Below are 25,907 nucleotides of genomic sequence, written 5' to 3' on the forward strand. Positions count from 1 at the left end.
CAGCTAGACGAGCCCAACCAGTAGGATTGCATTCTATGGCCGAGGTGAGAAGGCTGGCGCGCCCGATGGCGCGACAGAACCAAGCCCTCGCCGATAGGCGTGCTTCACAAAGCGGGCCAGGGTGTCGGGACGTAGGCATAGGCGTTGCCGTCGCGGATGACATGACCGATGCCTGGAAAGGGCAGGTGCATACCCGCGACGAGCAGGCCATCCGCCGACACCATGTCGAGCACCTTCTTGCGTGTGGCGATTGCGGCCTCCTGGTCCACGTCGAAGGCGATTGCCCATTCCGGATGCGCAAATTGCAGTGCGGAGGCGTGGATGACGTCAGTCAGGAGCAGCAGGTTGGCATCACCAGAGCCAATTCGAAGCGCGAGATGCCCCGGCGTGTGTCCAGGCGCAGGCAACGCCCTGATCCCGGGCGCGATCTCGACTTCGCCTTCGATCTTCCGGACCTTGCCATGGTAAGGCACCAGCGATTTGCGCGCTATTTCGAAGTACGGCTTCATCTGGTCGGGCGCCTTGGACCGGATCCCGTCATCGTGCCAGAAAGCGAATTCCGGCGCGGCAACCACGACCTCTGCTGCCGGGAAAGCGGCCGTGCCGCCAATACCGACAAGGCCGTTGGCATGGTCGGGATGGAGGTGGGTGATGATTACCGTGTCGATTTCTTCCGGCCTGACGCCGGCGGCGGCGAGCGCCTCTGGTATATGTCCCAGTATGGGCCCCATCGCCGATGCCGTGCCGGTATCGATCAGCACCCGTCTGTCGCCTTTGGTGACAAGGTAAGCATTGACCGAGGTCGGAAGGAGTGTTTTTGGCAGGAATGCCTTTGCCAGCAGCGCTTCGGCGGCAGCGGTATCTGCGGAAGGGAAGAGTTCGAGGCCGAGATTGAGATAGCCGTCGCTCAGTGCTGTGATCTCGAGGTCGCCGAGCACGAACCTGTGGGCGCTCGCAAGCGAAGCCGGAGACGGGGCGGCGATAGCCGCAGCGTTGCTCCCAAAGAGGCTGATCGGGGGAAGTAGCAGGGCGCCGGCACTAAAGGTGCCGATGCCGAACGTTCGACGGTTGATATTCATGGTCTTGTCTTTCGAATTGCAGCTGAAAGCTGGGCGCAGGCTACGGGATCGCCGCCAGGGCGGATGCCGACCGCTCGGACCCCTCCATGGAAGTGGAAGAGCGGGTCGGCGCGGTTCAACGGCGAACTCCTGCGGCATCATTAATGCGCCTCATAAACAGCGGGAATAGCGATGGGATGCAGTTAACTGCTGCAGATTAGGCAGCAATCAATTTTCTGCGCCGGGCCGGAGAACGGCGGGGATGCTGAGCGAAATCCCCTTTTCGAACATCACCCGCATGGACTGCAATCTATGATGCGGTAGCGCGCAGCGCAGGCTAGACTGGGCAACATCGATAGCGGATGACGGCTGACATAAAGCTTACCTTTCGCCCACTGACGCCCGATCTGTGGCCGGCACTCGAGGACCTGTTCGGTGACAGCGCCGTCTGCAGTCGTTGTTGGTGTATGTACGGGCGGATCGGTCGTTCCTATCGAAAGCGATCCGGTGAGGAAAACAAGGCAGCGTTCCGGCAAGCCGTCCAGCATGGTCCGCTTCCGGGTTTGCTTGCTTTCGACGGCGACATGGCTGTCGGCTGGTGCCAGGTGACGCCGCGAGATGCTCTGCCCTGGCTCGATCGGCTATTTCGGCTCAGGCACGTGGATGACAGGCCGGTCTGGTCCCTGTCCTGCCTCTACGTGCGAAAACAATACCGCCGGCGGGGCGTAACATCCCAGCTGATTGCACAGGCCCTGGAAGTCGCAAGGCACGCAAATGCTCCGGCGCTCGAAGCCTATCCTTTCGATGCCGACGTATCGCCGAGCGCTTCCGGCAGCGGATATGCCTCCACCTTCGCGCGCGCCGGGTTCAGGGTCGTCGCCCGCAGGACCCCGGCCCGCCCGATCATGCGCTATGATTTCAGGCAGATTGCCGATCATCGCCTGTGATGCTCGGACGGGCTTGCCGACAAAGCACAGGCGAAGGCGTGACAAACGTCCTGAGCTCAGATGGCGGGGCTTGAATTCGAATTACGGTGACAGTGCACTAAATGATCGCAACCCGTTGCGCAGAGTTCGCGCTCCAATTAGTGGCACTGTCACTGTAACGCACTGTAATGCTTTGGGCAGGACACTGAATGCAAACGAACCGCCAGTCGCTTTTTTCACAAGCGATGCCGGAAGCTCCGGTGATGGCGGCGGCTTGCGGCGTCTAGGCTGAGCGAAAATTCGGAGCCAGCCGCAGCCACCATGCAGACCTATGACTTCATCATCGTCGGTTCCGGCTCGGCCGGCTCGGTCCTGGCCGAAAGGCTGTCGGCTTCCGGCCGCTTCTCGGTGCTGGTGCTTGAGGCCGGCGGCAGCGACCGCCGCTTCTACGTGCAGATGCCGCTCGGCTACGGCAAGACCTTCTTCGATCCGGCAGTCAACTGGAACTACAAGGCCGAGCCGGACCCGGGTCTCGCCGGCAATGTCGACCACTGGCCGCGCGGCAAGCTGCTCGGCGGTTCGAGCTCGATCAACGCCATGGTCTGGATCAGGGGCGCGCGTGAGGATTTCGACGCTTGGGCAGCGGCCGGCAACCCGGGCTGGGGCTTCGACGACCTTTTGCCCGCCTTCAAGGCGCTGGAGGACAACCAGGCCGGCGCCGACCAATGGCGCGGCGTCGGCGGGCCGCTGCATATCACCGACTGCTCGACCTCCGTCCATCCGCTCACCAAGCGCTATCTCGCCGCCGCCAATCAGGCCGGCCTGCCGCTCAACCCGGATTTCAACGGCGCCTCGCAGGAAGGTGTCGGCGTCTACCAGATCACCACCAGGAACGGCCGCCGCATGTCGGCGGCGCGCGCCTTCCTGCGCCCGGCGATGAAGCGCAAAAATGTCCGCGTCGAGATCAACGCGCTGGCGACAAAAATCCTGTTCGAGGGCAAGCGCGCCGTCGGGGTCGAGTATCTCCAGAATGGCGCCACGAAAACCGCCCGCGCCGGCCGCGAGGTCATCCTGTCGGGTGGTTCGGTCAATTCGCCCCAACTTCTCCAGCTCTCCGGCATCGGCCCGTCGGCGCTGCTTGGCGCGCTCGGCATTCCTGTCGTTCACGCCAACGAGAATGTCGGGGCAAACCTGCAGGACCATGTCGGCATCAACTACACCTTCAAGGGCAGGCTGCCGACGCTCAACCAGATCCTGCGCCCGTGGTGGGGCAAGCTGCTGGTCGGCATGCAATACGTGTTTTTGCGCTCAGGCCCGCTGTCGCTGTCGATGAACAATGCCGGCGGCTTCTTCCGCACCGATCCGGCGGCGACGAGGCCCAACATGCAGCTCTATTTCCAGGCGTTTTCGACCGTCATTCCGAAGAGCGGCGAACGGCCGATCCTGACGCCCGATCCGTGGCCCGGCTTTTCCATCGGGCTGTCCAACTGCCGTCCATCGAGCCGCGGTGAAATCATGATCCGTTCCGCCAATCCGCGCGATTATCCCAAAATCGTCGCCAACGCCTTTTCGACCGAGGCGGATGTCGCTGAAATGCTGTCGGCGGTGAAATTCGTCCGGAAGATCGCCTCGATGCCGGCAATGGCCGAGATCATAGAGGAAGAAGTTTTGCCCGGTCCCTCGATCACCTCCGACGCGGACCTCATCCAGGATTTCAGGAAGCGCTCGGGCACTGTCTATCATCCGGTCTCGACCTGCCGCATGGGGCCGGACGCGGCGCGCGCCGTCGTCGATCCGCGCCTCAAGGTACACGGCATCCAGGCGTTGCGCGTCATCGACGCCTCGATCTTTCCGGACAACATAACCGGCAACACCAACGCCGCCGCGATCATGACCGGATGGAAGGGCGCCGAACTGGTTCTGGAGGATCAGAAATGAAAATCACCGACGTCAAGACCTGGGTGGTCGGCAATCCGCCGCCGGGCATCGGCGGCAAGTATTTCATCTTCGTCAAGCTCACCACCGATGGCGGCGTCGTCGGCTATGGCGAAGCTTACAACGCTACCTTCTCGGGCCATGTCACCGCAAAAATGGTCGAGGACATGGCAGAGCGCTATCTGATCGGCCGCGATCCGCACGACGTCGAGAATTTCTTCCGCCGCGCCTATTCATCCGGTTTTACCCAGCGCCCCGACGTGTCGGGCATGGGCTGTTTCTCGGCGCTCGAAATCGCCTGCTGGGACATCATCGGCAAGGAGGCCGGCAAGCCGGTCTACAAGTTGCTCGGCGGCCAGGTGCACGAAACGCTGCGTTCCTATACCTACCTCTACCCGCACAGCGGCAGCGTCCACTCCGAGGACGTCCGCGGCAAGAACGTCTACAACGACCCCGATCTGGCCGCCGCCTGCGCGCTCGAATATGTCGAGCAGGGTTTTAACGCGGTCAAGCTCGACCCGGCCGGCCCCTACACCGCCTTCGACGGCCACCAGCCGCGCCTCGTTGACATCGACCTCTCCGCCCGGATGGTCAAGGCGATCCGCGAGGCGGTCGGCACCCGCGCCGATATCCTGTTCGGCACGCACGGCCAGTTCACAGCTTCGGGTGCGCTGCGCCTCGCGCGCGCCATCGAGCCTTATGACCCGCTGTGGTTCGAGGAGCCGGTGCCGCCCGACATGCCCGAGGTGATGGCGCAGGTCGCCCGCGCGACCTCGATCCCGATTGCCACCGGCGAGCGGCTGACGACCAAGTTCGAATTCGCGCGTGTGATCGAGAACCGCGCGGCGACCATTCTGCAGCCGGACCTTGGCCGTTCCGGCGGCATTCTCGAAACCAAGAAGATCGCCGCCATGGCCGAAGCCTATCACATCCAGATCGCGCCGCACTGCTATTGCGGACCGATCGTCGGCGCCGCCAACATCCAGCTCGCGGTGACCTTGCCCAACTTCCTCATTCTGGAATCGCTGAAGCAGTGGGGCGGATTTCACGAGAAGCTGCTCAAGAAGAAGATCGAATGGCAGGACGGCAATGTCATCCCGTCCAAGGAGCCCGGCCTCGGCGTCGAACTCGATGAAGCCGTTTGCGAAGCGCATCCCTGGACCGGCAAGGACCTGCATTTGCAGATGACGCAGACCCCGCTGATGCCGTGAGCGCCAGCCTGATCCGCAACGGCTTTGCCGTCACCGTCTACGACCGCGGCCCGGCGCCTGGTTCCTCGGCACAGAGGATTTGACGGGTCGCTTGCGTTGACGGACCGCATGCCTTGGCGATTAGCGCAAACGCCCATCGCTTCGTCATCCTGGGGCGGAGCAAGGAGCGAAGCGACGCGGCGCAGACCCCGGGATCCATGCCGCGACTTCAGAGCGCTGCTGCGGTGCAAAATTCTGCTCCGCTGCACTCTTTGATCAAGGTTACGGCATGATCCCAGGGTCTCCGCGACGGAGCTTCGCTCCTGCTTCGCCCTGGGATGACGAAGTTGGGGGGGATTCGGCCAATCTCCAGGGTTTGCGATTTACCACCGACAGGAACGACCGACGTTCGCTGCCGATGGGCCGCCACCTGCCAAAATCACTGTTTCAAGGAATTGGTCGACCATGATCGTCAGGCTTCTGGAAGATGCGATCGGAACCGATCTTCGCGCGCCTGGTTTCCCGGCCAAGCTCGAGGCCTGACATCAGGCAATTGTCACGCGATTTCAGCACATTGGCCGGATCGCTGGAATCACCGCCGAAAGAACTTGAATCAACCCCTCAATGCCTTGATTCAATATCTCAGCGTCAAGGCGCCGGGTAGGATCTCGAAGGTCGCCGGTATGCGACCCGGCGATTCGCCGTCTATGTCGATCAGCGCGGCGTTCTTTTGCACATCGCCGAGCGGCTCGACAACCACTTTCTTGCCGCGCAGGATGGTGATCGCCGGATGGTTGCGGTGCCGCCCGCCATAGAGCAGGCGGATGTCCCAGATCAGCTTCAGCTTGCCGGCGGCGCGCAGAATGACGATGTCGAACTCGCCGTCGTTAAGCTCGGCGTCGGGCGCGATCATCATGCCGCCGCCGAAGAATTTGCCGTTGGCCACCGCCACCAGTGCCATGCGCGCCTCGACCGGGGCACCGTCGTCGATGGTGATCGCAACGTCCTGGAAGCGGTAGCGAAGGAACTCCCAGACCGTGCGCCAATAGAACAACGCCTTGGCCGAAACCTTGCCCTTGCGCTTGTCGGCGTTGACGGCCCGGTCGGTGGCGCCGGAAAGCCCGAGGCTGGCGATGTTGATGAAATGGCGGCTGGCCAGCGCGCCATGGTCGTCGACATAGCTGATGCACCCGGCATCGACCTTGCGCCCTTTGGCCTCGGCAATCCGCTTCAGTGTCAGGTCGACATTGTTCGACAGGCCGAGCCCGCGCGCGAAGTCGATGCCGGCGCCGCACGGCAGCAGCCCAAGCTCGGCCGTCCGGCCGCTTTCTCGGAAAGCTTTCAGCAGCCCGTCGGCGACCTCGCTGGCGGTGCCATCGCCGCCGGCCGCGATCACCAGCTCGAAGCCGATGGCGGCAAGGTCGAGCGCCAGCCGTTCGGCATCGCCCTCGGCCTGCGTTTCACGCAGCTCGAAATCGCCGAAATGTCTTTTCAGCGACGCCGCAACCTCGGGCCAATGCCGCTTGAGCCTGCCGCCGCCGGCGATCGGATTGAGAACCACCGCGACCTTCAAGCCCGCCTCCCCAAGGCCATCGAACACGCCTTCCAATCATTTGCCGGCATTGAAGCCCGCGCCGGCCCGCGGGGCAAGATCGAATGTCCGACAATGCGGTTTCGGCTTCGAGGCGGCAAATTCCCGACCGGCGGCGGCAGAGATCGGAAAGTCGCTGTTTTGGCAGGGTCGGTCCCCGATAATCCCGCTATCCACAGGCATGCGGCAGTTCCGCCAAACACTTATCCGACATACATTAAACCCATCTCAGGCGGCTACCGATCGCGACGCCGAAAGGCAAAGCGGAACGGCGGATTTCCTGAGGCCCGTACGGCCCTGAACGAGAACAGGCTTGCCTGTTGGAGGGATGGAAGCCGAGACCTACGGGGCCGCGGAAAGCGTGCGAACGCTGACGGCGGACCGATGCAGCCATGAAGGACGGCAAAAACCTTCGATGGCGCGCTGGGCAAAGCTCGCAAGAGCGGAGACCGGCGTGGTCCGGAACGGACGCTGCCCTCGGGCGGCGACTGGCAGGACCGTCAAAATCAAGGCCGGCATGGCGCGACATCTTTCGAGAGTTGCTGCCGCGACCGTGTCCTGATCTGACAGGGAGGCGCTGGGAGAAATCCCGGCGCCGACTGTCTTTGTGGCCTCGCTTGACGATTTTGCCGGCGACGCTTCACCCTGCGCCAAAATCAGCTACTATCCATTTGCCGTCGGGGGCCGCTTAAAAGGGCTGACGGCAGGGGGACATTTCATGACGCTCATCCAGAAGCTTGCTGTTGCCTATGCTTTCCTGTTCTTCGGCGTTGTTACGATCGGCTATGTGCCGGCCTTCAACGATGCCGGCGGCAATCTGTTCGGCCTGTTCTCGCTGCAATGGTATGATGATTTGCTGCACGCCTTCTCCGGCGTCTGGGCGCTGGCCGCCGCCTTCATCTCGCACCGCCAGGCGGTGTTCTATTTCAAGCTGTTCGGCTCGGTCTATCTGTTCGACGGCGTGCTCGGCCTGGTCACCGGTTCCGGTTGCCTCGATGGCGGCATTTTCATCAACGGCTTCCGCTCCTTGAACGACATCGAATTCCCGGCCCGCTTCTTCGCCAACCTGCCGCACATCGTCATCGGCGGCTTTGCCGTCTATGTCGGGTTCTGGCTGTCGAAACGTGTGTACGACCATTTCGCCACGGCCTGACCGGCCATGTTCCTGTTCCGCTGGCTGAAGCGCATCATCAAGGCGATCCTCTGGCTCGTCGTCATTGTCGTGTTGATCCCGATCGCCGGGCTGGCCTACGGCTTTCTCACGACGCCGGCGCTGGACACAACGCCATTGTCGGGCGTCGCTGAGGGTGCCCCGCCGAAGGCGCTGGCCGTCAAGATCCGTGCCGAAATCCCCCGCTACCAGCGGCCGGAGGAATCGACCTTTCTCACCTATCCGGAATGGGCCATCGTCTACGCCGCCCGCGAATATGCCGGCTTCGTCGACAAGAACCAGCCGAGCGGTTTTCCCTATCTCTCCTATATCGGCCGTTTCTGGCAGGACTATGCGACGGTCATCCGCGCCAGCTCCGCCTACAAGTTCAACCTCGACAACAACCAGATGCTGGTGATCATCGGCACCAGCCACACGATCGAGCACGCCATCCAGTGGGCCTATGAAAATACGGTCGGCCGCGTCACCGAAGCGACCGCCGGCAAGCGCACCGCCGTCGACATCTACCAGGCCAAGGTGGCGGCGACTATGCCGGTTTTCTCGACCAGGTGCCGTGGTACCAGTTTCCCTATGCCGAAAAGCGTGCCGGCCTGTTCGCCGTCCAGCCGGCAGCGGACGACAGCGCCGTCCGCACCAGCGAACGCAAGCTCGCCTTCGGCCTCGCCGACACCATCAAGCAAGGCTACGCCGATCTGATCAAGTCGGCGCTCGCCACCACCACGGACCCGGCCTTGCTCGACATTCACGTCTGGGCCAAGGGTCCGGTCAGCGAGGTGACGCGCAACGAACCCGACACCTTGCTGGAGCGCGATCTCGGCGCCGATGGCACGGTCTTCGTCACCAGGCGCTATCAGGTGTTCACCGACATGATCCCGCGCCTGATCGGCAAGGGCATCTCCTTCGTCGAGATCGGCGGCAATGACGAGATCATGGTCACTATGCTTTCCGACGGCGAAATCAAGGTTCCCGAAGGTGCACGCACCTTGTTCAGCTACCCGCTTCCGGCGGAACCTTCGACGCGACGCACCGGCCTGACCGTCGCCGTGCGCAAGCTGCACATCGTGCTGCCGGCGTTGATGACGGCGGGCGCCAGGCTCGAGCACGTCTACGATTACTGAGGCCTTTCGGTCACAGCCGGCCTCGGCAAGACGTTGCGTGATGCTCCGCCACGCTCATTCCACAATCGCGGCCAAATCCCGCCTGGTTCCGCAACGATTGATGACCCCGCAGCAATTTGTCCTGCGCACATCGCCAGGCAACTTGGAGGGACAAGACCGTGATCAAGACGCCCTTGTCGCCATGACCATCGTCGGCTGCGATTGCGACGCCAGGCTTTGCGAATATATCGGCGAGACGCCCGCCAAATGGTCGACCATCGCCGAATGCGAAGCGGCGACGAAAAGCCAGATGCTGCACGAGCGCAATTTTGACTATCCGCTGGTCTCCGGCATCTGCCGGACACAGAACTCGTCATCTCAGCTCGCGGCGACCACTTCCGAGCCCGAATTGACGACGGCCAGCACCACCGCGACAGACCCGCTGCCACTGGAACTGAGCCATCGGCCCAGTGCTGCCGTCGGAACGCAGGCAACGGCGACGGCAACGGAAACCGTCCGGCCGGTCGCCTATGAAGCGGCGGTCGATGGCGGCCGCGCCGTGCTCTACCGCACGAAGGCGGGTTACGCCGTGGTCAAGACCGATCTCGGCCGCGCCGCAACGGCAACGATCGGCATCGCCAAGCGCTCGGCGAACTGGCTGGCGGCGAAACTGCCTGACGGTCTGTAACCGACGCTCAGGCCGTGCCGATCAATGCCCTGATGGCGCGATAAAAAGTCGACGAAAACAGCTCACCCGGATCGTATTGCCGCTTCTTCGCCAGGAAGGACGGCAGTTCCGGATAGGACGCAAGCAGTTCCTTGCCCGTGTAGTGGAGCTGGTAGGGCAGGAAGAAACGCCCGCCATGCTTGATCGTCACATCGATCAGCGCCCTTGTCAGCGCCCGCGTCCTGGCATTGCCGTCGGCGTCGGTCGGCTGATTGATGTAGAGCACCAGCGAATAGGCCGGCTCCGGCGCATAATTCAGCGCCACATCCTCCTTGTGGACGATGCGAACCGACGCGTTGAGCACCGGCAGGCTCTGGTTGCGCAGGATCTCGCGCGCTTCGGCGATAAACGGGTTATAAGCGGCGCGCGGGATGAAATACTCGTGCAGGATGTCGGTCTCATCGAGCAGATCGTTGAACAGATAGGGCACTGAATCGTGCATCGGATTGTTGCGGGTGACGAGGCAGGCCTCGCCTTCGGCCATTGCCGTCGTGCGCGCCACCGTGCAGCTCTCGAATTGCGGCTCCAGCGTCTTTTCGGTGAACCATTTCAGTTCCTGGAACAGGCTTCCCCATTTCGCCAGGTTGATGATCACCCGTTTGAGCCCGACTGAACCCGGTTCGCCGATTGCCGGCTGGTCGGCCGGCGGCTGGTTGGCCACCTTGTCATAGCGGTAGACGATCATATCCTCGAGGAAATTACCCGGCGATGTCGACAGGTGGCCATAAAACAGACCGATCGCCCTGTTTGGCTCCAGCACCTCGGCGAAAAACCTTGGAAAGTCGTCCGATTTGATGATCTCGCGCGAGGTCCGGTAGACATCGTTGTCGACAATGTCGAGTGTCGCCTCCAGCACCACGCCGAACAGGCCGTAGCCGCCGACGACGTGGCGGAACAGCTCGGTGTTTTCGGCTGGTGAGCAGGTTGTCACCGAACCGTCCGCCAGCATCACCCGCATCGATCGGATCGAGCCGGCGACCGAGCCGGCCTGGTGGTCCATGCCATGCGCGTTGACCGACAGCGAGCCGCCGACCGAAAAGATGTCGGTCGACTGCATAGCCTTTACCGCAAAGCGCGGGTGCAAAAGGTTCTGGATGTCGTGCCAGCGCGCGCCCGGCTGCAAGGTCATCGTCTTCGCAGCCGGGTCGACGCTGACCCTGTTGAATTTGCGCATGTCGAGGACCAGTGCGTTGTCGTCGAAAGCGTGTCCGCCCATCGAATGGCGCACCGCCGCGACCGAGACCTTCAGGCCATTGGTGCGGGCAAAGGCCAGCGCGCTCGCAATGTGGTCTTCCTCGCTGACTTCGACAACGCCGTAGACCGGCGTCATCGACAGGCCGCTGGCATCGTTGATGTCGCCGCCCTTGGTCAGCCATGGCAGCGACGGATCGTAGGCTGGCGGGCCCTCCAGCGGCTTCTGCGCCACATCGATGCCGTCAATGTCGGCGATGCGCCCGGAATTCTTCTGCCCCGACGGACCGCGCGCCAGCCGCGCCACTGTCGTCCCGCCCCAGACCATCGCGCCGCCGACCACCGTCGCACCAAGCAGCAGCCGCCGCGACAGGCGAAACCCCTTGCGTTCTTCGACCATGACACCCCTCGCTGCCTCAGGGATAGCGCGGGTTTCCGGCAAAAACCAGAGCCGGAGTGCGTAGCAGAACTAGCGGCAGTTGCGGCATCAGCATCAGGAGCATTTTCTTATGGTTGCAATTTAGGTATGATTCGCGCTATGATTGAAAATCCCGAACGGATCCATGATGATGCTGACCATTGTATGGGCGCCCATTCCATGAAGCTCGTGTCCCGCGCGATACTGTCCCTGATGCTAGAGCTTGCTCCGATATGCGCCGAGGCTCACGACTCCAGTCAGGGCGACGACAGCGTCGTCGCAGTCGCGCCTGACGATCCAGATATGGCGGCGGCGACTGCACAGGCACGTGCCACCCTGGATGCATTCCTGGCATTATCCCAGACACCGCCACCTGGAACGGACACATTCAAACTGAAGGTGATGATCAAGGACGGACATGTGACCGAACACTTCTGGGTCATCCCGTTCCAGCGGAACGAAACCGGATTCGTGGGGATATTGGCGAATGAGCCACATAGTGTCCACAACGTCGTGGCTGGCCAGTATGTCGAATTCAACCGAGACGATATTTCCGACTGGGGATATACCAAAAACGGTCACCAGGTTGGCAGTTTCACCGTCTGTGTGATGTTCAAGTCGATGCCGAAGGAAGAAGTCGACTACATGCGTAGCCAACGCGGCTTCGATTGCTGACCGCCCAGCCGGACTACCCCGCCTCCTCGTCCTTCGCCCCGATCCTGCGCACCAGTGCCGCCGTCGCCAGCATCGCGCCCATGTCGGCGATCATCGGCGCGACATGCTTGGTGTAGTCGAGGCGCGTGGAGACATCCGGCAGCTCGAAGAAATTCCGTTCCTGCGGCAGCAGGAGGAAGCCGTCGCTGCCGTTGAGCGCGACGCGTGCCGGATCGTTCGGCCGGGTCTCGCCGAGCCATTGCAGCGCCTGCGCCAGCCGGCCGGTCACCAGCGGCCGCGCCGCCTCGATATTGTCGGTGCGGAACTCATAGGCGGCGTCGAGTTCGGGTACGCCGCTGGATAGTTCCTGCATCTTGCTGCCGAAGATGCCGCGGAGAAAGCCGACGACCTTGTTGGTCCGGCGCGCGGCCACCAATGTGCCGGGGAACGGCACGATCGTCTCGAAGGCGACGATCACGCCCTTGAACACTGCCGTCGTGCTCTTGCCCGTCCCTTCCCGTAGATCTGCTTCGTACAGTTCGAATGGAAACCCTTCATAGCGGCCGGAGAAAACATCGTCGAAAGACTGTCGGTTGAACGAACCAACCGTCTCACGCGGCAGCCGGTCGAACGAATTCGGCTTGACGTTGTTCCGATACCGCATGTCCTCGATGAAACCGAAGATGATCGGCAACAGCGTGCTGCGAAACGACTGCTGCAATTTGCTCGCTGGCTTGATCGCCCGGAAATAGAGCAAGATCGCTGCCAGGAGTCCGCCGACATAGAGGAACACATGCGGGGTCGAGACCCACTGCTCGTTCGGGTCTGCAACCCCGTTGAAGAGCCAGGCCACAAACACCACGAACGCCAGCACCAGCCCGATGAACAGTGGGACCCGCCAGCGCGTCCGGCGATGGGCCGAAGCTCTTTCGGCCTCATAGGCCTCGATGTTCTTCCTGAGGCCGGCGATCACCGCTTCGCTCGGCATGAAATCCGCAGTTTCCATCACCCACCGCCGCCACAAGCCTGCCCGCGCTGGGCATGATAGCCGGTTTGGTGGACCGCGTCAGCGCAGCCGTCAGCGCCCGGCACTGAAGATCGCATCGAGGCGGGCCAGAACCCTTTGCCTTGGATTTCCCTTCAACATTTCAACCGGCACCAGCCGCTCGTGATCGCCGGCGCGCAGCCGCATGAAGGCATGCAGCCGGTAGGCGGCAATGGCGCCGCGCGTGCCGGGATCGGCGCTGATGTCGACGACGAGAATGGCACCGATGCGGCCAGGCCAAGGCTGGCGCGCGAAGGCGGTGCCGAAGAAATCGCCGAGTCCATAGGCGACGAGCGTCTCGCCGATCCGCTCGATCGGCTGCACGACATGGGCATGATGCCCGGCGATCAGGCAGACGCCATGTTCGGCCAGAAGCCGCGCCAGTGCCCGCGTCCTCGCACGTGGAAAATGCCGGAATTCCCAATCCCAATGCGGCACCGCGCAGAGGAGGTCGACACCCGAAGCGGCATCGCGCGGCCATTGCGCCGGATTGCTTTCCATCGAGACACGGCCCGCGAACTGAGCCGCGTCGGCATTGCGCCACAAGGTAAAGGCGGCAAGGCCTATGGTCAGCGAACCAACCGCAAACCGCTCGACCGGAGCCGCAGTGCCGATCATGCGGATGCCTAATTGCTCCAGCGCGGCGACCGTCTCGTCGAAGCCGGCGATGCGCTGGTCGAGCACATGGTTGTTGGCCAGCGACAGCACCAGTTTTTCGCGCGAAATGCCGGCAGCGGCCAGCGCCTCGGCAAGGAACCGCTCGCTCATCGCGTGGTGCGTGCCAAACCTCGTACCCAAAACAGCGCTCGGCCGTTCCACCACCGGGCTTTCGCAATTGCCGACCACCAGATCGGCCGAGGCAAGCAGTGCCGCAATCGCCGGGTCGCAGTCCGGCGGGCTGCGATTGGCCACCGCCGAGATATCGCCGACGAAAGCCAGCCGCACCGTGCGCGCCGGCGGCGGGTCGAGCAGGGTTGCGGCCGCCGGAGCAAAGCCGCGCGCGTCGCCATCGAGCGAAGGCCGGAGGAAGCGTGGCAGCCAGGACAGTTTGTAGGAAAGCGGATAATTCGACACGCGACGGCCCAATGGTTTGCCTTGTGTAGACCGCCGGCCGGACTGATTGAAGCGCTGACTGTTGTCGTTGAACCACAGGGCTACAGGCGCGCGAACCAAATGCGTGTATGATCCACTGCGGAGCGACAAAAGGGGTGATCACGATGACGCGTTTTTCCAGGCTGGTGGCGTGCGCCATCGTTCTTTTCCTGCCGCTGTCTTCGGCCGGCGCCGCAGTGCGGGATGCCGCGGCACTGTTCGAGGCAAAAACCGTGACTGAGCGTAACGGCGCTCTTGCCGCTCTTGAAACCGCCGCGCCAGGCGATCCGGCAGCCGCCTACGCCGCCGGCGCCGGCGAATTCTTCACCGCGCTGGAGATCCTGGCCGGCGGCCTGCATCGCCACGGTTTCGAAAGCCCGCAATCCTTCATGCTGCCGCTGATGCGGCTGCCGGTGCCGGACAACCCCGATCCCGAGCCGCTGACCTACGGACAATTCCGCGCCATTCTCATCGCCTTCCGCGACCGGCTGGAGAAATCCGCAGCCACGCTGGGTTCGGTACCCGCCGACGCGGACATCGGCATGGTCATCGACCTCACCCGCCTCGGCATCGATCTCAACGAGGATGGCCAGATCGCGCCGGACGAAAGTGCCGCCGCGATCATGGCGTCTCTGTCACGCGGCGGCGGTGTGCCAGACGCGGCCGCACCCGCCCTCACCTTCCGCTTCGACCGCGCCGACGGCTATTGGCTGCAGGGCTATGCCGAGTTCCTGATGGCGCAGGCCGACTTCTGGCTGGCGCATGATTTCAGGAACACGTTCGACGGCTCCTTCCACATGCTGTTCCCGCGCGCAAAACTGCCGCTGCAGGATACGCTCGTGCCGCTGGACGGTGGCATGAATGGTGGCATCCTAACGTCCGAATGGCGCCTCGCCGACTTCATCTCCCTGGTGCATCTCGTCAACTGGCAAGTGGTCGAGCCTGAGCGCCGGCAAGCGGCACGCCGCCATCTGATGGAAATGATCCGGCTGTCGCGCGAGGACTGGAAAGCCATCCGCGCCGAAACCGACAATGACCGCGAATGGCTGCCCGGGCCGCAGCAGAAAGGCGCCAGCCCGCTGACCGGTCTCGAAGTCGGCCAGCAGCAGGTACAGGCCTGGCTCGCCGCCCTTGATATGGCCGAGGATCTGCTGGAGGGACGCAGCTTGCTGCCGCATTTCCGCATCGCCGACAAAGGCATCAACATGAAGCGCTTCTTCGACGAGCCGAAGCCCTTCGACCTGGTGCTGTCGATCACCGGGCCGGCTATCGCGCCCTATCTCGAACACGGCAAGATTCTCACCAGCGAGGAGTTCAACCAGATCCAGCGCCAGTTCGGCGGCGCCGGGTTTCTGACGTTCGCGCTTTGGTTCAATTGAGGGAGCGCGTCGACGCTATTCCTGACAGCCTGCTGTCAGCAGCCAAATTGCCCCTCGCGCCACCCGCCACTCCGCTCTTTCCATTTTGGCCGATACCTCCCATATTCGGGCCATGGCCAGACTCTCCGACAAGAAAACGCCGCCGCCGGCGAATGACGAGCGCGCTTCGCCGCCCAAGCGGCGCAGTCCGCTGACCGATTTCCTCGATGCCTCGGAGCCCCTGTACAAGGGCGGCTTTGCCGAGGCGCCGCAGGCCGAGTTCACCGGCGCGGCGCTGACCGGCTCGATCGCCGACTGGGCCGAGCAGATCGAGCAGGAAGCCGAGAAGGAAGGGCGCGTTTCCGGCAAAGTCGGCGGCAAATCGCCGAAACCGGCGAAGAAAATCCCCGAGCGCTCCTCTTCCCCCGGCCGGACGGCACGCGGCACCTCGATGGGCGGCGCGGCTTCGGCGCGGGAGCGCACTGCGGCCGGTCTCAACCCTGTCGCGGGCCTCGACATTTCGCTGGAGGACGCCGAGACCATGGCCTCGGGCGGCGTCACCGCCACCGTCGCGGCGCTGTCGGCGCTGATCGAATCCGGCAATCCGCTGCACAAGGACGGCGTGCTGTGGACGCCGCACCGCCCTGCCCGGCCGGAGAAGTCCGAAGGCGGCATCGCCATCAAGATGGTCTCGGATTTCGAGCCGGCCGGCGACCAGCCGACCGCGATCAAGGATCTCGTCGAGGGCGTCAACAGCAACGACCGCACTCAGGTGCTGCTCGGCGTCACCGGCTCGGGCAAGACCTTTACCATGGCCAAGGTGATCGAGGAGACGCAACGCCCTGCTCTGATCCTGGCGCCCAACAAGACGCTGGCCGCGCAGCTCTATTCCGAGTTCAAGAAATTCTTCCCGGAAAACGCCGTCGAGTATTTCGTCTCCTACTACGACTACTACCAGCCCGAGGCCTATGTGCCCCGGACCGACACCTACATCGAGAAGGAATCCTCGATCAACGAGCAGATCGACCGCATGCGCCATTCGGCGACGCGCTCGCTGCTCGAGCGCGACGACGTCATCATCGTCGCCTCGGTGTCCTGCATCTACGGTATCGGCTCGGTCGAGACCTATACGGCGATGACCTTCCAGATGCAGATCGGCGACCGGCTCGACCAGCGCGCGCTGCTCGCCGACCTCGTCGCCCAGCAATACAAGCGCCAGGACATCAACTTCGTCCGCGGCTCGTTCCGGGTGCGCGGCGATACGATCGAGATCTTCCCGGCCCACTTGGAAGACCGCGCCTGGCGCATCTCGCTGTTCGGCGACGAGATCGAAGCGATCACCGAATTCGATCCGCTGACCGGCCAGAAAACCGGCGAGCTGAAGAGCGTCAAGATCTACGCCAATTCGCACTACGTCACGCCGCGCCCGACCTTGAATCAAGCCATCAAGTCTATCAAGGAAGAACTTAAATATCGGCTGCAAGAGCTTGAAAAGGCTGGCCGCCTGCTTGAGGCGCAGCGGCTTGAGCAGCGCACCCGCTTCGACCTGGAGATGCTGGAGGCGACCGGTTCCTGCGCCGGCATCGAGAATTACTCGCGTTATCTGACCGGCCGCAAGCCGGGCGATCCGCCGCCGACCTTGTTCGAATACATTCCCGACAATGCGCTGGTCTTCATCGACGAAAGCCATGTCACCATACCGCAGATCGGCGGCATGTATCGCGGCGACTTTCGCCGTAAGGCGACGCTGGCCGAGTATGGTTTCCGCCTGCCGTCCTGCATGGACAACCGGCCGCTGCGCTTCGAGGAATGGGACGCCATGCGCCCGCTCTCCGTCGCGGTTTCGGCTACTCCCGGCGCCTGGGAGATGGAGCAGTCCGGCGGCGTCTTCGCCGAGCAGGTCATCCGCCCGACCGGCCTGATCGACCCGCCGGTCGAAGTGCGCCCGGCCAAGACACAGGTCGACGACGTAGTCGGCGAAATCCGCGAAACCACGAGGGCCGGCTACCGCACGCTGGTCACCGTGCTGACCAAGCGCATGGCCGAGGATTTGACCGAATATCTGCATGAGCAAGGCATTCGCGTCCGCTACATGCACTCAGACATCGACACGCTGGAGCGCATCGAGATCCTGCGCGACCTGCGCCTTGGCGCCTTCGACGTGCTGGTCGGCATCAACCTATTGCGCGAAGGTCTCGACATTCCCGAATGCGGTTTCGTTGCCATTCTCGACGCCGACAAGGAGGGCTTCCTGCGCTCCGAGACATCGCTGATCCAGACCATCGGCCGCGCCGCCAGAAACGTCGACGGCAAGGTGATCCTCTATGCCGACCAGGTCACCGGCTCGATGGAGCGGGCGATGGCCGAGACCAACCGCCGTCGCGAAAAGCAGATGGAGTGGAACGCGGCCAACGGCATCACCCCGGAATCGGTCAAGTCGCGCATTTCGGACATTCTGGATTCGGTCTACGAGAAGGATCATGTCCGCGCCGACATTTCGCAGTTCACCGACAGCGCCGGCGCGATGATGGGCAACAATCTGAAGGCGCATCTCGACGCCCTGGAAAAGCAGATGCGCGACGCCGCCGCCAACCTCGATTTCGAAAAGGCGGCCCGCATCCGCGACGAGATCAAGCGGCTGCGCGAGATGGAACTGTCCATCTCGGACGACCCGCTGGCCAAATATGCCGACATGGAAAGCCCGGTTTCGGGCCGCGAAAAGGGCAAGCACAACAAGGGCGTGGCCAAACATCGTACAGCAGAGGAACAGGAGCGTTTCCGCAAGCTCGACGAGGCACATGCCGCCGAAGAGGCGGCCAAGGCTGCCCGGCCCAACCTCTTCCGCAAGCCGGAGCTCGACGAAATGGGCGCCGACGGCGCCGTACCGGTCAAGAAGCCGCTGTTCGCGAAACCTTCGCTGGACGATATGGGACCTGGGACCGACATGCCGACGCCGTCAGGCGCGGTCTCCCGTTCGCTGTTCAAGAAACAGTCGGCGCAGGAAGCGCACGGTTCGGATTTCGGTATACCGGGTGAACCGACCAAGCCGCTGTTCAGGAAGAACTCACTGGACGAGATGACGGTGCGGCGGACCGAGAAGCCGGTCCAGGGAAAAGCGCCGGCGAAACCACAGCCGATCTCCCCCCTCGTGGGGGAGATGCCAAGTGGTGGCAAAGAGGGCAGGGCAGAGGGGGGCGCGAAGGATCGCGACGATTCCGCGAAGCCAATCGTTCGTCAGCGCGCCGGCATCGGCCCCTACGAAGACCCCGCCGACGCCCGCCGCGAAAAGCGTCGGCCGGGAAAGACGGGTCGGCCGGGACGGTAGCGAGCTTCCCTTCTCCCCTTGTTGTGGGAGAAGGTGGATCGGCACGCAGCGCCGAGACGGTTGAGGGGTGCTGGACGGATCGCCGTCGATGCCAAGCTGGAACACCCCTCATCGACCGAGCTTCGCTCGGCCACCTTCTCCCACAAACAAGGGGAGAAGGGAGGCGCCCGTCTGCCGCACTGTTGCGAGCTTCCGGCGCTATCTCCTAGAATAGGCGATGTTAGTCACTCGCAGACTTGAGGAATACGAATTCAAGGCTTGTTTTGCAGAGCCTATGACGAACGTCACCGCGACGGCGGAGGCTGCTGCGAACATATGGCCGTATGTCGACGCACTAGATCTGGATGAGATCGGGCTGCCCTATTTGAACGACGTGCACTATGTCTACCGAGATGCCCAAAACCGGTTTGATCAAGTTTTGATTGGTACCGGCAGGTTCAACGCCCTTCTTGTGATCGTTGTTGATCTTCGCAGAAGTGCGGTGTTTGGACATTTCCTGCTGGATTTGAACAAAGAATACGGAGTAAGCGGAGGCCACTTGAGGTCAGTGTGACAGTCACCGCCGACTGTCACCGTCCTTGCCATTGGCCGACGTGGCGCCCCGCGAGCGCCGCATATAACTTCATCGCTTGGATGGCTGCGGATGATGACGCGTCGTTTCTTTGGACTTCTCGCAGCCGTCGCCGCAGCTTTCCTGCCGTCCCGCGCGGCGTCTCAAACAACGAACGCGCCGCGGCGCTTGCAGGATGACATTCCGATCGCTGCACAATGGATATCCAAGGCACTGCAAAGTTCGGGCTACCGCGCCGATTTCACTCCACAGAGCATATCGGAGGTGGAACGGTTCTTTCGCGAGCAGACGAAGGATGGTGAGCCCATCTCGGGCGGTTTGATGTCCGAGGATCTCGGGCTGCGCTTGTTTGCGTTGGGCAGCTATTGCGGCGAGGTGCTCCGCAGGGAACTTGGTGGGCACCCGAGATCGATAGCCCGGAAGCTTTCTTCCAGGAGATAGCCGAAGCGGGCGGTTAGAAAATTGCGGAAAAAAATCCGGCGCTCTGTCGGATGATGATCGCATGCCACGTCCTTGGGACGCCGACACGGTGATGCCGGCGCCAATCGAGGAGAAAGCATCATGTCTATTCTGATTCTGTCATCCATAGGTCACGCCGTGACGCGTTACTCGGCGGCTCGCGCCCGTTATCGCAGCGAACGCGCCATCCTTTCATTGCCGATCGAGTTGCGCAAAGATATCGGCTGGCCGGAAATCGTCGTCGACGCGCAAAACAGCCCGCGGATTCGCATCGGAGGTTGAAAGTGGCAGTTGGCCGTCGCGGCAGGCGCCATTTCGAATCCAAACCATCGGCCGTGTAGGATCTTCGCCGTTCCGTTCGTCCTGTGGTTCGCAAAGGCCAACCAGACGCAAAGAGGAGCATGACATGAATGATCAGCCGCAGACCCAGTCCGCCGCCAAAGTGCTTGGCGGATTGACGCCCTACCTTCAGCTGGACGGCGCTTTCAAAGCCGCAGAATTTTACCAAAAGGCCTTCGGTGCCGAGCAGGTCTTTGCCTATCCGCCGGATGAACAGGGCCGCACCATGCATATCCATCTGCACATCAACGGTTCGACCCTGATGCTTTCCGACTTCTATCCCGAGCATGGAATGGCCGCTGTGAAGCCGCAGGGCTACACCATGCAGCTCCATCTCGGCAGCGACGACATCGACGCCTGGTGGAAGCGGGCCATCGAGGCGGGTTGCGAGGCAGTCGTGCCGTTGCAGGTGATGTTCTGGGGCGACCGCTGGGGCAATATGCGTGATCCGTTCGGCGTCGAATGGGCAATGAACGCACCGGTGAAAGCAGCTTAACATCCACCACAGGCTGTGTCTGAAATCACCTCTCCCCGCTCTAAAGGGAGAGGAAAACGATCACATGGAGGAAGTCAGATGTCCTATGTCGACGGTTTCGTACTGGCCGTGCCCAAGGCAAATCTCGATGCCTACAAGAAAATGGCGCAGACGGCCGGCGCCGTCTGGAAGGAGCATGGCGCGTTGGCCTATGTCGAATGCATTGGCGACGACGTACCCTATGGCGAGCTCACCTCGTTCCCGCGCGCCGTGCAGGCCAAGGAAGACGAGGTCGTCGTCTTCTCCTGGGTCGTCTATGAATCCAGGCAGCATCGTGATGCGGTGATGGCCAAGGTGATGGCCGATCCGCGCCTCAAGCCGGACTGGGAGACCATGCCGTTCGACGGCAAGCGCATGATCTTTGGCGGTTTTCAGCCCTTCATCGAGCTGTAGGCGCCCCTCGATCAAGTTTATTGAGCAGCGGCTTCAGCCGGTCGCCATAGCGCTTCCACAGATCGACCGAGCCCTGATACATCGGCTGGCGCACTTGCGTGGCCGACGCCGTGCGCACCGGCCGGTCGGTCTGGTGAAACGACAGCACGGCGTCGTCCCATGGGAGGCCGAGATGGGCGATCAGCGCCCGCGACTGGCCTTCCTGGTCGGCGACGAAATCCTCGTAGCGAACGTCGTGCACGACATCAGGCAGCACGGCGTGCCAGTGCGCCATGATATCGGTGTAGAGGTTGTGGAAATCGGCGAGCTCGTCGAGATCGTAGCCGTAGCGATGGCTGTCGCCGCGAAAGTGCACCTTGTAGATCGACAGGCACGTCGCCGCCGCATCGCGCGCGCAATGGATGATCTTGGCCTTCGGCAGCATCATATGGATGAAACCGACCAAGAGGAAGTTGCCAGGCATCTTGTCTGTGACGTGCCGAAAACCTGGATAGCGGGCGTGCAGCATGTCGAGATAGGCCTGGCCGGCCTCGGCAAAGGCCTTGTCGGGCATGTCGGCGATGCCCCAGGGAAAGCCGCCCTTCATGCTGAGCGGAAACTGCTTGCCGACCGCCGTCTTCAATATGCTGAGCTCGCCGGCGCCATAGACCTGCGGATGGCTGGCGATGATCTGCTCGACCAGCGTGGTGCCGGATCGCGGCATGCCGACAACGAAGATCGGCGTGTCGTCGGCGATCCCGCCCGGCCTGTGTTTTTCAAAAAAGGCCTTGTCGAATACCGCCTCCATCGCCTCGAACTCGCCGCGCGTCTTGCCGGCGTCGTAGTCGATGCCCTGGCGGCGGATCGCGTTGCCTTCGGCGAAATAGTCGAAAGCGCGGCCATAATCCCTGAGGTCGTCGTTGGCCTTGCCGAGGCCGAAGGAAAGCTGCATGCGCGCCAGGCTGCCTTGCGGCGCCTTGGCGTGCTCCGCCTCCATGCGGGCAAGCTCGGCGTCGCGCTCCTTCTGGCGCTTGACCTGGGTGAGCATCAGCCAGGCCCTGGCCATGCCGGGGTCCACCGCCAGCGCCTGCCTGAAAAGATCCGCAGCCTCGTCGAGATTGCCCTTTTCCATTAGCCCGACGCCCAGGCCGTGCAAAAGATCGGCATCCTTCGGCCGGATCGTCAGCGCCTCGCGAAAAACGGCCAGTGCCTCATCCAGCCGGCCCGCTTCCTGCAGCGTTTCGGCAAGCCCGACGCGGGCGCGGACATGGAACGGGTTGCGGCCGATCGTGCCGCGATAAATATCTTCGGCGCCTTCGAATTGGCCGAGTTGCTTCAGCGACGAGCCGAGATTGTCGCGCGCCGCCAACTGGTCCGGCCGAATCGCCACCACCTTGCGGAAGAGATCGGCCGCGGCCGCTACCCGGCCGAGGTCGCGCAGCACGGTGCCGAGATTGTTGAGGAAATCCGGATTGTTCGGCTGCAGACGCACCGATTGTTCGATCAGCGCCAGCCCCTCGGCGCTGCGCCCGGTCTGGTGCAGCAGAAGCCCGAGGAAATGCGCAGCAGCCGGGTGGTTGGCCTTTTGCGCCAGCACCTGACGGTAAAGCGCCTCGGCTTCCTGCCGGCGCCCCGCCTGGTGCAGCTGCAGCGCCCGCTGCACGTGCTGGTCGAGCCCCAGCGGCGGCTGTCCGCCTGAGCCGTAACGTGTGCCTGCCGGTTGTCTCGGATCTCTGTTGATGGGAAACCTGCCGTGTTGTCCGCCTGCCGCGATCTAGGCCATCGCTGCGGCACGTGCAAGAGCAGACGGCGGTCGCTACGAAGCAAACCTCCGAACCCGGGGAACTTACCGAAAGTCGGCCGGCGTCAGCACATACATGTTCTTGCGGCCGTGCGAGTAGGCTTCGCGCGCAATATCGTGGATCGACGAACGCTTGGCGTCGAAGGCACTGAGGAATTCGGCTTCGGCTCCGCTTGCAGCCGGGTTTACCGTCGAAAGTGCCGTAACCTCGATAAAGAACGGGACTTCGAACATGCCGTCATGCCCGACGAAACGAACGCGCTTGGCTGCAGCGTCGTAGGAGCGGCTGGGATTGGGAAAATTGAGTGTCATGGCTTGCGCGTCAAATCAGGCGGTTGCTTTCGGCAAGCTGGCGCGCCCGCCGCACCGTGCCGTCGGTGTCGGCAATCCTTCGCCTTGCCGCCTCGTCGCTTCTTATCGTGAGGCGCGGCGATATGACCTTTGTCGGCTTGACGACAGGATCGACTGCAACTGTCGGGACATTCGGTGTTCTTACGGAACTCATGACTCTATTCCCTTCATACCTAAATAACCACAAATGCCGGAGGAACTCTTCCGGAACTTCTTCAAACAATTTTTGAGATGCCCGGCACCGTATCATCGTTTCGCAAATAACCATAGAAAAGTAATTTTACGTTGGTAGCGGCAAAAAGCCGGAATCTTCTTGAATAAGCCGCATTTTCAGAATATTGGTAGGGAACCGTTTTTGGGCCGTGCTTGGTCCCCTCGCGGCGTCAGGGGTTCTCGGCCCGCCAAAACCTCATACAAATCGCCGATACCCGATACCGCAATGCAGGCCCCGTTTTCAGGGCCAGGCCGGAAAGAAACTTCAAGGCACAAGAATGTCTGCCCGCACCACTCATTCCATCGCGCATTTCGCGGCACCTTTCGTGCTTGGCGGGCTAGATGGCGTGCAGCCGGCCGGCGACTATGACATCGACCACGACGAGGAACTGATCGACGGCATGTCGTGGCTTGCCTGGCGCCGCGTCGCCACTTTCATCCATCTGCCGTCAAGGACGGTGAAAAGCCCGACCAGCCAGCTTGTCGCCGTCGACCACGCCGAACTCGAAGCAGCGCTTCGGCACGATCAGGAGAACGTTACATGATCCGCTTCCAGCAGAGTGCGCGGCGCACGGATACGCCGTCGCATATCTTCACCGTCGGCCAGACCGTCCGCATGAAGAGCCGCATCGGCCTTGTCCAAAAGACCGCGGAGCTGTTCCAGATCAAGAGCCGGCTGCCGGTCAAGGACGGCTCGCCGCAATACCGCATCCGCAGCGAGCAGGAGACCTACGAGCGGGTCACCACGGAAGACAATCTCGAACCGGTCGACAACCCGGCCGGCTGAGCGATAGCACTCTCGACATTACCACCCACGCACGAGGGATCAGAAATGGCCAAGGGTCAACAGCGAAGCAACCGCGAGACACGCAAGCCCAAGAAGGACAAGGTGGCTGCAAAGCCGACCTCGCCGTTCGGCTCGGCGGTCAAGCAGGCGGAGACCGGTACGAAACCCAAGTCCAAAGGCTAGAGTCGATCGCAGACAATCTGCTGGAGGCGTGCTTGAACTTCGTCATTGAGTTCTACCGCTCGCGCGATGCCGACGAAGCGACACTCGACCGGGTGTCGCTGGAGGCGCCGAACCTGCGCGCCGCCCTGCAAGGCGCCGCCACGCTGCTTCACACGTTGATGATGCCGCAGATCCCCGATCGCCTGCGCATCTCCAACGAGGACGGCGCCGAGCTCTACGTCGGCCCCGCCGATGGTGCCTATCCGGACGAACAGTGAGGCCGGTGCGCTAGCACGGCCCATCATCGACGACCCGATAATCAGCCGCGCGGGCCTCGCATTCATTGGGGAACGTGCGCAGTTCGCCATGGCGACGGGCACAGACCGGGCGGAATTCGCGGGTACAGAATGTCTGCTCCCCGCCGCCACCACCGCCACGGCACTCGCCTTCACGGATGATGCGGTATCCGGCCCGTTCGGCAAGGCAGGCGTTGGCGAAGGTCTGGCGGTCGCCGCCGCGCCTGGCGCAGACCGGGTCATATTGCCTAGTGCAGAATTGCGGTCCCGGCCGTGGCGGGCGCGGCCCCGGCCCCTCATCGACCACGACGGTGCAGGCCGCGAGAATTGCCGACAGGAACAGGATGGAAAAACCCTGCCGCGAGAAGATTGCCGCAAGAAACCGCATGAATGTTCCCTCCCTCGAAGCTCGTGCCTGCACAAATGGTGCCTGCGTCCGGCCGATCCTCGTCATTCCGCCGCCAAATGCAACCCCTGTTTGCAACGGGCGGCATGGCCAACCAAGGCGGTATGCCGGCGCGAAGGCAAAACAGCACCGGCCCCGCTTGCTGGACCATGCCTGGGCTGCGTCTGGCCGATGGCCGGGCGGAGAACCGGGACTATCGGTGCGATGCGTCGGGATGCGCCTGTTGGGCCGCCCGCGGCTCTATCTTGCAAGCATCACGTTTCCGTGCGATAAATTTTGTGTTCGGGCATTTGCGACCCGGAGAGCGGAACGTTTTGGACGACCTTTCCCCGATACTGTGAATCTCTGACAGCCCCGTTTTCGGCGGGGGGTTTTACCATGCGCCAGTGCATGACTGCCGAAGCAACCACCGGGACTTGCCCACGGCGCCAGGCGGCGGGCGGAACCACCAAGACTGACACGGGTGAAGGAGTTTCCCCAATGGCCCAGACCGGCACCGTTAAATTCTTCAACGCTACCAAAGGCTTCGGCTTTATCACGCCCGATGGCGGCGCCAAGGATGTGTTCGTCCACATCTCGGCGATCGAGGCTTCCGGGCTGCGCACGCTCGTCGACGGTCAGAAGGTCACCTTCGATGTCGAGCCCGACCGTATGGGCAAGGGTCCGAAAGCGGTCAATCTCCGCGCCGCCTGAACGGCGGCGTGCCGCGCGTCCTTTCGGGTGTGAGGATGCTGCAAGGCTTTGGTGTGACGTGAATTTTATAAAGGCGCGGCGGTTTTCGTCGCGCCTTTTGTGTTCTGGGATGCTTGCCGGCACCCGCAAAACTTTCTCTTGCCG

Annotated in this window: 29 protein-coding genes; 20 read left to right on the forward strand and 9 right to left on the reverse strand. The window is 62.6% G+C overall.

What is annotated here, in order from left to right:
- Positions 1-104: 104 nt before the first annotated feature.
- Positions 105-1,220 carry an MBL fold metallo-hydrolase gene (locus NKJ35_RS09665; protein WP_352646537.1) on the reverse strand — a complete coding sequence of 372 codons (1,116 nt, stop codon included), beginning with the start codon at positions 1,218-1,220 and terminating at the stop codon, positions 105-107.
- A 200-nt stretch (positions 1,221-1,420) separates the two neighbouring features.
- On the opposite strand from NKJ35_RS09665, the gene NKJ35_RS09670 reads away from it, so the two are divergent.
- The 3 genes from NKJ35_RS09670 to NKJ35_RS09680 all read left to right on the forward strand — a co-directional run bounded on the left by NKJ35_RS09670 (position 1,421) and on the right by NKJ35_RS09680 (position 5,130).
- The gene (locus NKJ35_RS09670) at positions 1,421-2,005 is read left to right on the forward strand and encodes a GNAT family N-acetyltransferase (protein WP_352646538.1); all 585 of its coding nucleotides are present in this window, start codon (positions 1,421-1,423) and stop codon (positions 2,003-2,005) included.
- Between the two features lie 300 nt (positions 2,006-2,305).
- Positions 2,306-3,922 carry a GMC family oxidoreductase gene (locus tag NKJ35_RS09675; RefSeq protein WP_352646541.1) on the forward strand — a complete coding sequence of 539 codons (1,617 nt, stop codon included), beginning with the start codon at positions 2,306-2,308 and terminating at the stop codon, positions 3,920-3,922.
- Entirely contained in the window at positions 3,919-5,130 is a 1,212-nt protein-coding gene (locus NKJ35_RS09680; protein WP_352646543.1) for a mandelate racemase/muconate lactonizing enzyme family protein, read from the forward strand. Before NKJ35_RS09675 ends, NKJ35_RS09680 begins: the two co-directional genes overlap by 4 nt.
- Before the next feature lie 613 nt (positions 5,131-5,743).
- Here the strand turns inward: NKJ35_RS09680 and NKJ35_RS09685 are convergent.
- Complete coding sequence (locus tag NKJ35_RS09685; RefSeq protein WP_254819224.1) at positions 5,744-6,682, reverse strand: diacylglycerol/lipid kinase family protein; 939 nt, start codon at positions 6,680-6,682, stop codon at positions 5,744-5,746.
- A gap of 736 nt (positions 6,683-7,418) precedes the next feature.
- Here NKJ35_RS09685 and NKJ35_RS09690 point away from each other — a divergent pair.
- From NKJ35_RS09690 to NKJ35_RS09705, 4 genes are all read left to right on the forward strand, one after another.
- On the forward strand, positions 7,419-7,853 hold the full coding sequence (locus NKJ35_RS09690) for a DUF4383 domain-containing protein (protein WP_352646545.1): 435 nt from the start codon (positions 7,419-7,421) through the stop codon (positions 7,851-7,853).
- A gap of 6 nt (positions 7,854-7,859) precedes the next feature.
- Positions 7,860-8,567, forward strand: a complete 708-nt coding sequence (locus NKJ35_RS09695; protein ID WP_352646546.1) for a hypothetical protein — start codon at positions 7,860-7,862, stop codon at positions 8,565-8,567.
- A gap of 35 nt (positions 8,568-8,602) precedes the next feature.
- On the forward strand, positions 8,603-8,989 hold the full coding sequence (locus NKJ35_RS09700; RefSeq protein ID WP_352646547.1) for a hypothetical protein: 387 nt from the start codon (positions 8,603-8,605) through the stop codon (positions 8,987-8,989).
- A gap of 181 nt (positions 8,990-9,170) precedes the next feature.
- On the forward strand, positions 9,171-9,656 hold the full coding sequence (locus NKJ35_RS09705) for a hypothetical protein (protein ID WP_352646549.1): 486 nt from the start codon (positions 9,171-9,173) through the stop codon (positions 9,654-9,656).
- Between the two features lie 7 nt (positions 9,657-9,663).
- Here NKJ35_RS09705 and NKJ35_RS09710 read toward each other — a convergent pair whose 3' ends face one another.
- Positions 9,664-11,286, reverse strand: a complete 1,623-nt coding sequence (locus tag NKJ35_RS09710; protein WP_352646551.1) for an FAD-binding protein — start codon at positions 11,284-11,286, stop codon at positions 9,664-9,666.
- 138 nt (positions 11,287-11,424) lie between these two features.
- Here NKJ35_RS09710 and NKJ35_RS09715 point away from each other — a divergent pair, with 138 nt between their 5' ends.
- Entirely contained in the window at positions 11,425-11,979 is a 555-nt protein-coding gene (locus tag NKJ35_RS09715; RefSeq protein WP_352646553.1) for a YegJ family protein, read from the forward strand.
- Between the two features lie 13 nt (positions 11,980-11,992).
- Here NKJ35_RS09715 and NKJ35_RS09720 read toward each other — a convergent pair whose 3' ends face one another.
- Both NKJ35_RS09720 and NKJ35_RS09725 read right to left on the reverse strand, forming a co-directional pair.
- A complete protein-coding gene (locus tag NKJ35_RS09720) occupies positions 11,993-12,964 on the reverse strand; it encodes a hypothetical protein (RefSeq protein WP_352646555.1) in 972 nt (323 codons plus the stop codon).
- 72 nt (positions 12,965-13,036) lie between these two features.
- A complete protein-coding gene (locus NKJ35_RS09725) occupies positions 13,037-14,077 on the reverse strand; it encodes a CapA family protein (RefSeq protein WP_352646557.1) in 1,041 nt (346 codons plus the stop codon).
- Positions 14,078-14,220: 143 nt separating this feature from the next.
- Between NKJ35_RS09725 and NKJ35_RS09730 the strand changes: the two genes are divergently transcribed.
- The 7 genes from NKJ35_RS09730 to NKJ35_RS09760 all read left to right on the forward strand — a co-directional run bounded on the left by NKJ35_RS09730 (position 14,221) and on the right by NKJ35_RS09760 (position 21,075).
- Positions 14,221-15,474 carry a hypothetical protein gene (locus NKJ35_RS09730; RefSeq protein WP_352646559.1) on the forward strand — a complete coding sequence of 418 codons (1,254 nt, stop codon included), beginning with the start codon at positions 14,221-14,223 and terminating at the stop codon, positions 15,472-15,474.
- 112 nt (positions 15,475-15,586) lie between these two features.
- A complete protein-coding gene (uvrB, locus tag NKJ35_RS09735) occupies positions 15,587-18,778 on the forward strand; it encodes an excinuclease ABC subunit UvrB (protein WP_352646561.1) in 3,192 nt (1,063 codons plus the stop codon).
- Between the two features lie 274 nt (positions 18,779-19,052).
- Positions 19,053-19,331 carry a hypothetical protein gene (locus tag NKJ35_RS09740; RefSeq protein WP_352477927.1) on the forward strand — a complete coding sequence of 93 codons (279 nt, stop codon included), beginning with the start codon at positions 19,053-19,055 and terminating at the stop codon, positions 19,329-19,331.
- A gap of 90 nt (positions 19,332-19,421) precedes the next feature.
- Positions 19,422-19,790 carry a hypothetical protein gene (locus NKJ35_RS09745; protein WP_352646562.1) on the forward strand — a complete coding sequence of 123 codons (369 nt, stop codon included), beginning with the start codon at positions 19,422-19,424 and terminating at the stop codon, positions 19,788-19,790.
- A gap of 120 nt (positions 19,791-19,910) precedes the next feature.
- Positions 19,911-20,090 (forward strand): hypothetical protein, encoded by a 180-nt coding sequence (locus tag NKJ35_RS09750; RefSeq protein WP_352646685.1) that lies wholly within the window; start codon positions 19,911-19,913, stop codon positions 20,088-20,090.
- Between the two features lie 124 nt (positions 20,091-20,214).
- Complete coding sequence (locus NKJ35_RS09755; protein ID WP_352646563.1) at positions 20,215-20,643, forward strand: VOC family protein; 429 nt, start codon at positions 20,215-20,217, stop codon at positions 20,641-20,643.
- Positions 20,644-20,721: 78 nt separating this feature from the next.
- Positions 20,722-21,075, forward strand: coding sequence for a DUF1428 domain-containing protein (locus tag NKJ35_RS09760; protein ID WP_254819213.1), 354 nt, complete (start codon positions 20,722-20,724; stop codon positions 21,073-21,075).
- Here NKJ35_RS09760 and NKJ35_RS09765 read toward each other — a convergent pair.
- From NKJ35_RS09765 to NKJ35_RS09775, 3 genes are all read right to left on the reverse strand, one after another.
- Positions 21,062-22,717, reverse strand: coding sequence for a tetratricopeptide repeat-containing sulfotransferase family protein (locus NKJ35_RS09765; protein ID WP_352646566.1), 1,656 nt, complete (start codon positions 22,715-22,717; stop codon positions 21,062-21,064). The two genes, NKJ35_RS09760 and NKJ35_RS09765, sit on opposite strands and share 14 nt — an antisense overlap.
- Positions 22,718-22,900: 183 nt before the next feature.
- Complete coding sequence (locus NKJ35_RS09770; protein WP_254819211.1) at positions 22,901-23,167, reverse strand: DUF1488 family protein; 267 nt, start codon at positions 23,165-23,167, stop codon at positions 22,901-22,903.
- A 10-nt stretch (positions 23,168-23,177) separates the two neighbouring features.
- Entirely contained in the window at positions 23,178-23,360 is a 183-nt protein-coding gene (locus NKJ35_RS09775; protein ID WP_254819210.1) for a hypothetical protein, read from the reverse strand.
- Positions 23,361-23,697: 337 nt separating this feature from the next.
- Here NKJ35_RS09775 and NKJ35_RS09780 point away from each other — a divergent pair, with 337 nt between their 5' ends.
- The 4 genes from NKJ35_RS09780 to NKJ35_RS09795 are packed head-to-tail and all read left to right on the forward strand — an operon-like array spanning position 23,698 to position 24,646.
- Positions 23,698-23,964, forward strand: a complete 267-nt coding sequence (locus NKJ35_RS09780; protein WP_352477936.1) for a hypothetical protein — start codon at positions 23,698-23,700, stop codon at positions 23,962-23,964.
- Positions 23,961-24,206, forward strand: a complete 246-nt coding sequence (locus tag NKJ35_RS09785; RefSeq protein WP_254819208.1) for a hypothetical protein — start codon at positions 23,961-23,963, stop codon at positions 24,204-24,206. The genes NKJ35_RS09780 and NKJ35_RS09785 overlap by 4 nt, the downstream gene beginning before the upstream one ends.
- A gap of 45 nt (positions 24,207-24,251) precedes the next feature.
- Positions 24,252-24,389 (forward strand): hypothetical protein, encoded by a 138-nt coding sequence (locus NKJ35_RS09790; RefSeq protein WP_352646569.1) that lies wholly within the window; start codon positions 24,252-24,254, stop codon positions 24,387-24,389.
- A 32-nt stretch (positions 24,390-24,421) separates the two neighbouring features.
- A complete protein-coding gene (locus tag NKJ35_RS09795; RefSeq protein WP_254819206.1) occupies positions 24,422-24,646 on the forward strand; it encodes a hypothetical protein in 225 nt (74 codons plus the stop codon).
- Between the two features lie 10 nt (positions 24,647-24,656).
- Here the strand turns inward: NKJ35_RS09795 and NKJ35_RS09800 are convergent, their stop codons facing one another.
- Positions 24,657-25,052, reverse strand: coding sequence for a Kazal-type serine protease inhibitor domain-containing protein (locus NKJ35_RS09800; RefSeq protein ID WP_352646571.1), 396 nt, complete (start codon positions 25,050-25,052; stop codon positions 24,657-24,659).
- 498 nt (positions 25,053-25,550) lie between these two features.
- Here NKJ35_RS09800 and NKJ35_RS09805 point away from each other — a divergent pair, with 498 nt between their 5' ends.
- A complete protein-coding gene (locus tag NKJ35_RS09805) occupies positions 25,551-25,763 on the forward strand; it encodes a cold-shock protein (protein WP_006202520.1) in 213 nt (70 codons plus the stop codon).
- The last annotated feature ends 144 nt before the right edge of the window (positions 25,764-25,907 follow it).

Source organism: Mesorhizobium sp. M0136 (assembly GCF_040322515.1).
In the GTDB taxonomy this organism is placed as follows: domain Bacteria; phylum Pseudomonadota; class Alphaproteobacteria; order Rhizobiales; family Rhizobiaceae; genus Mesorhizobium.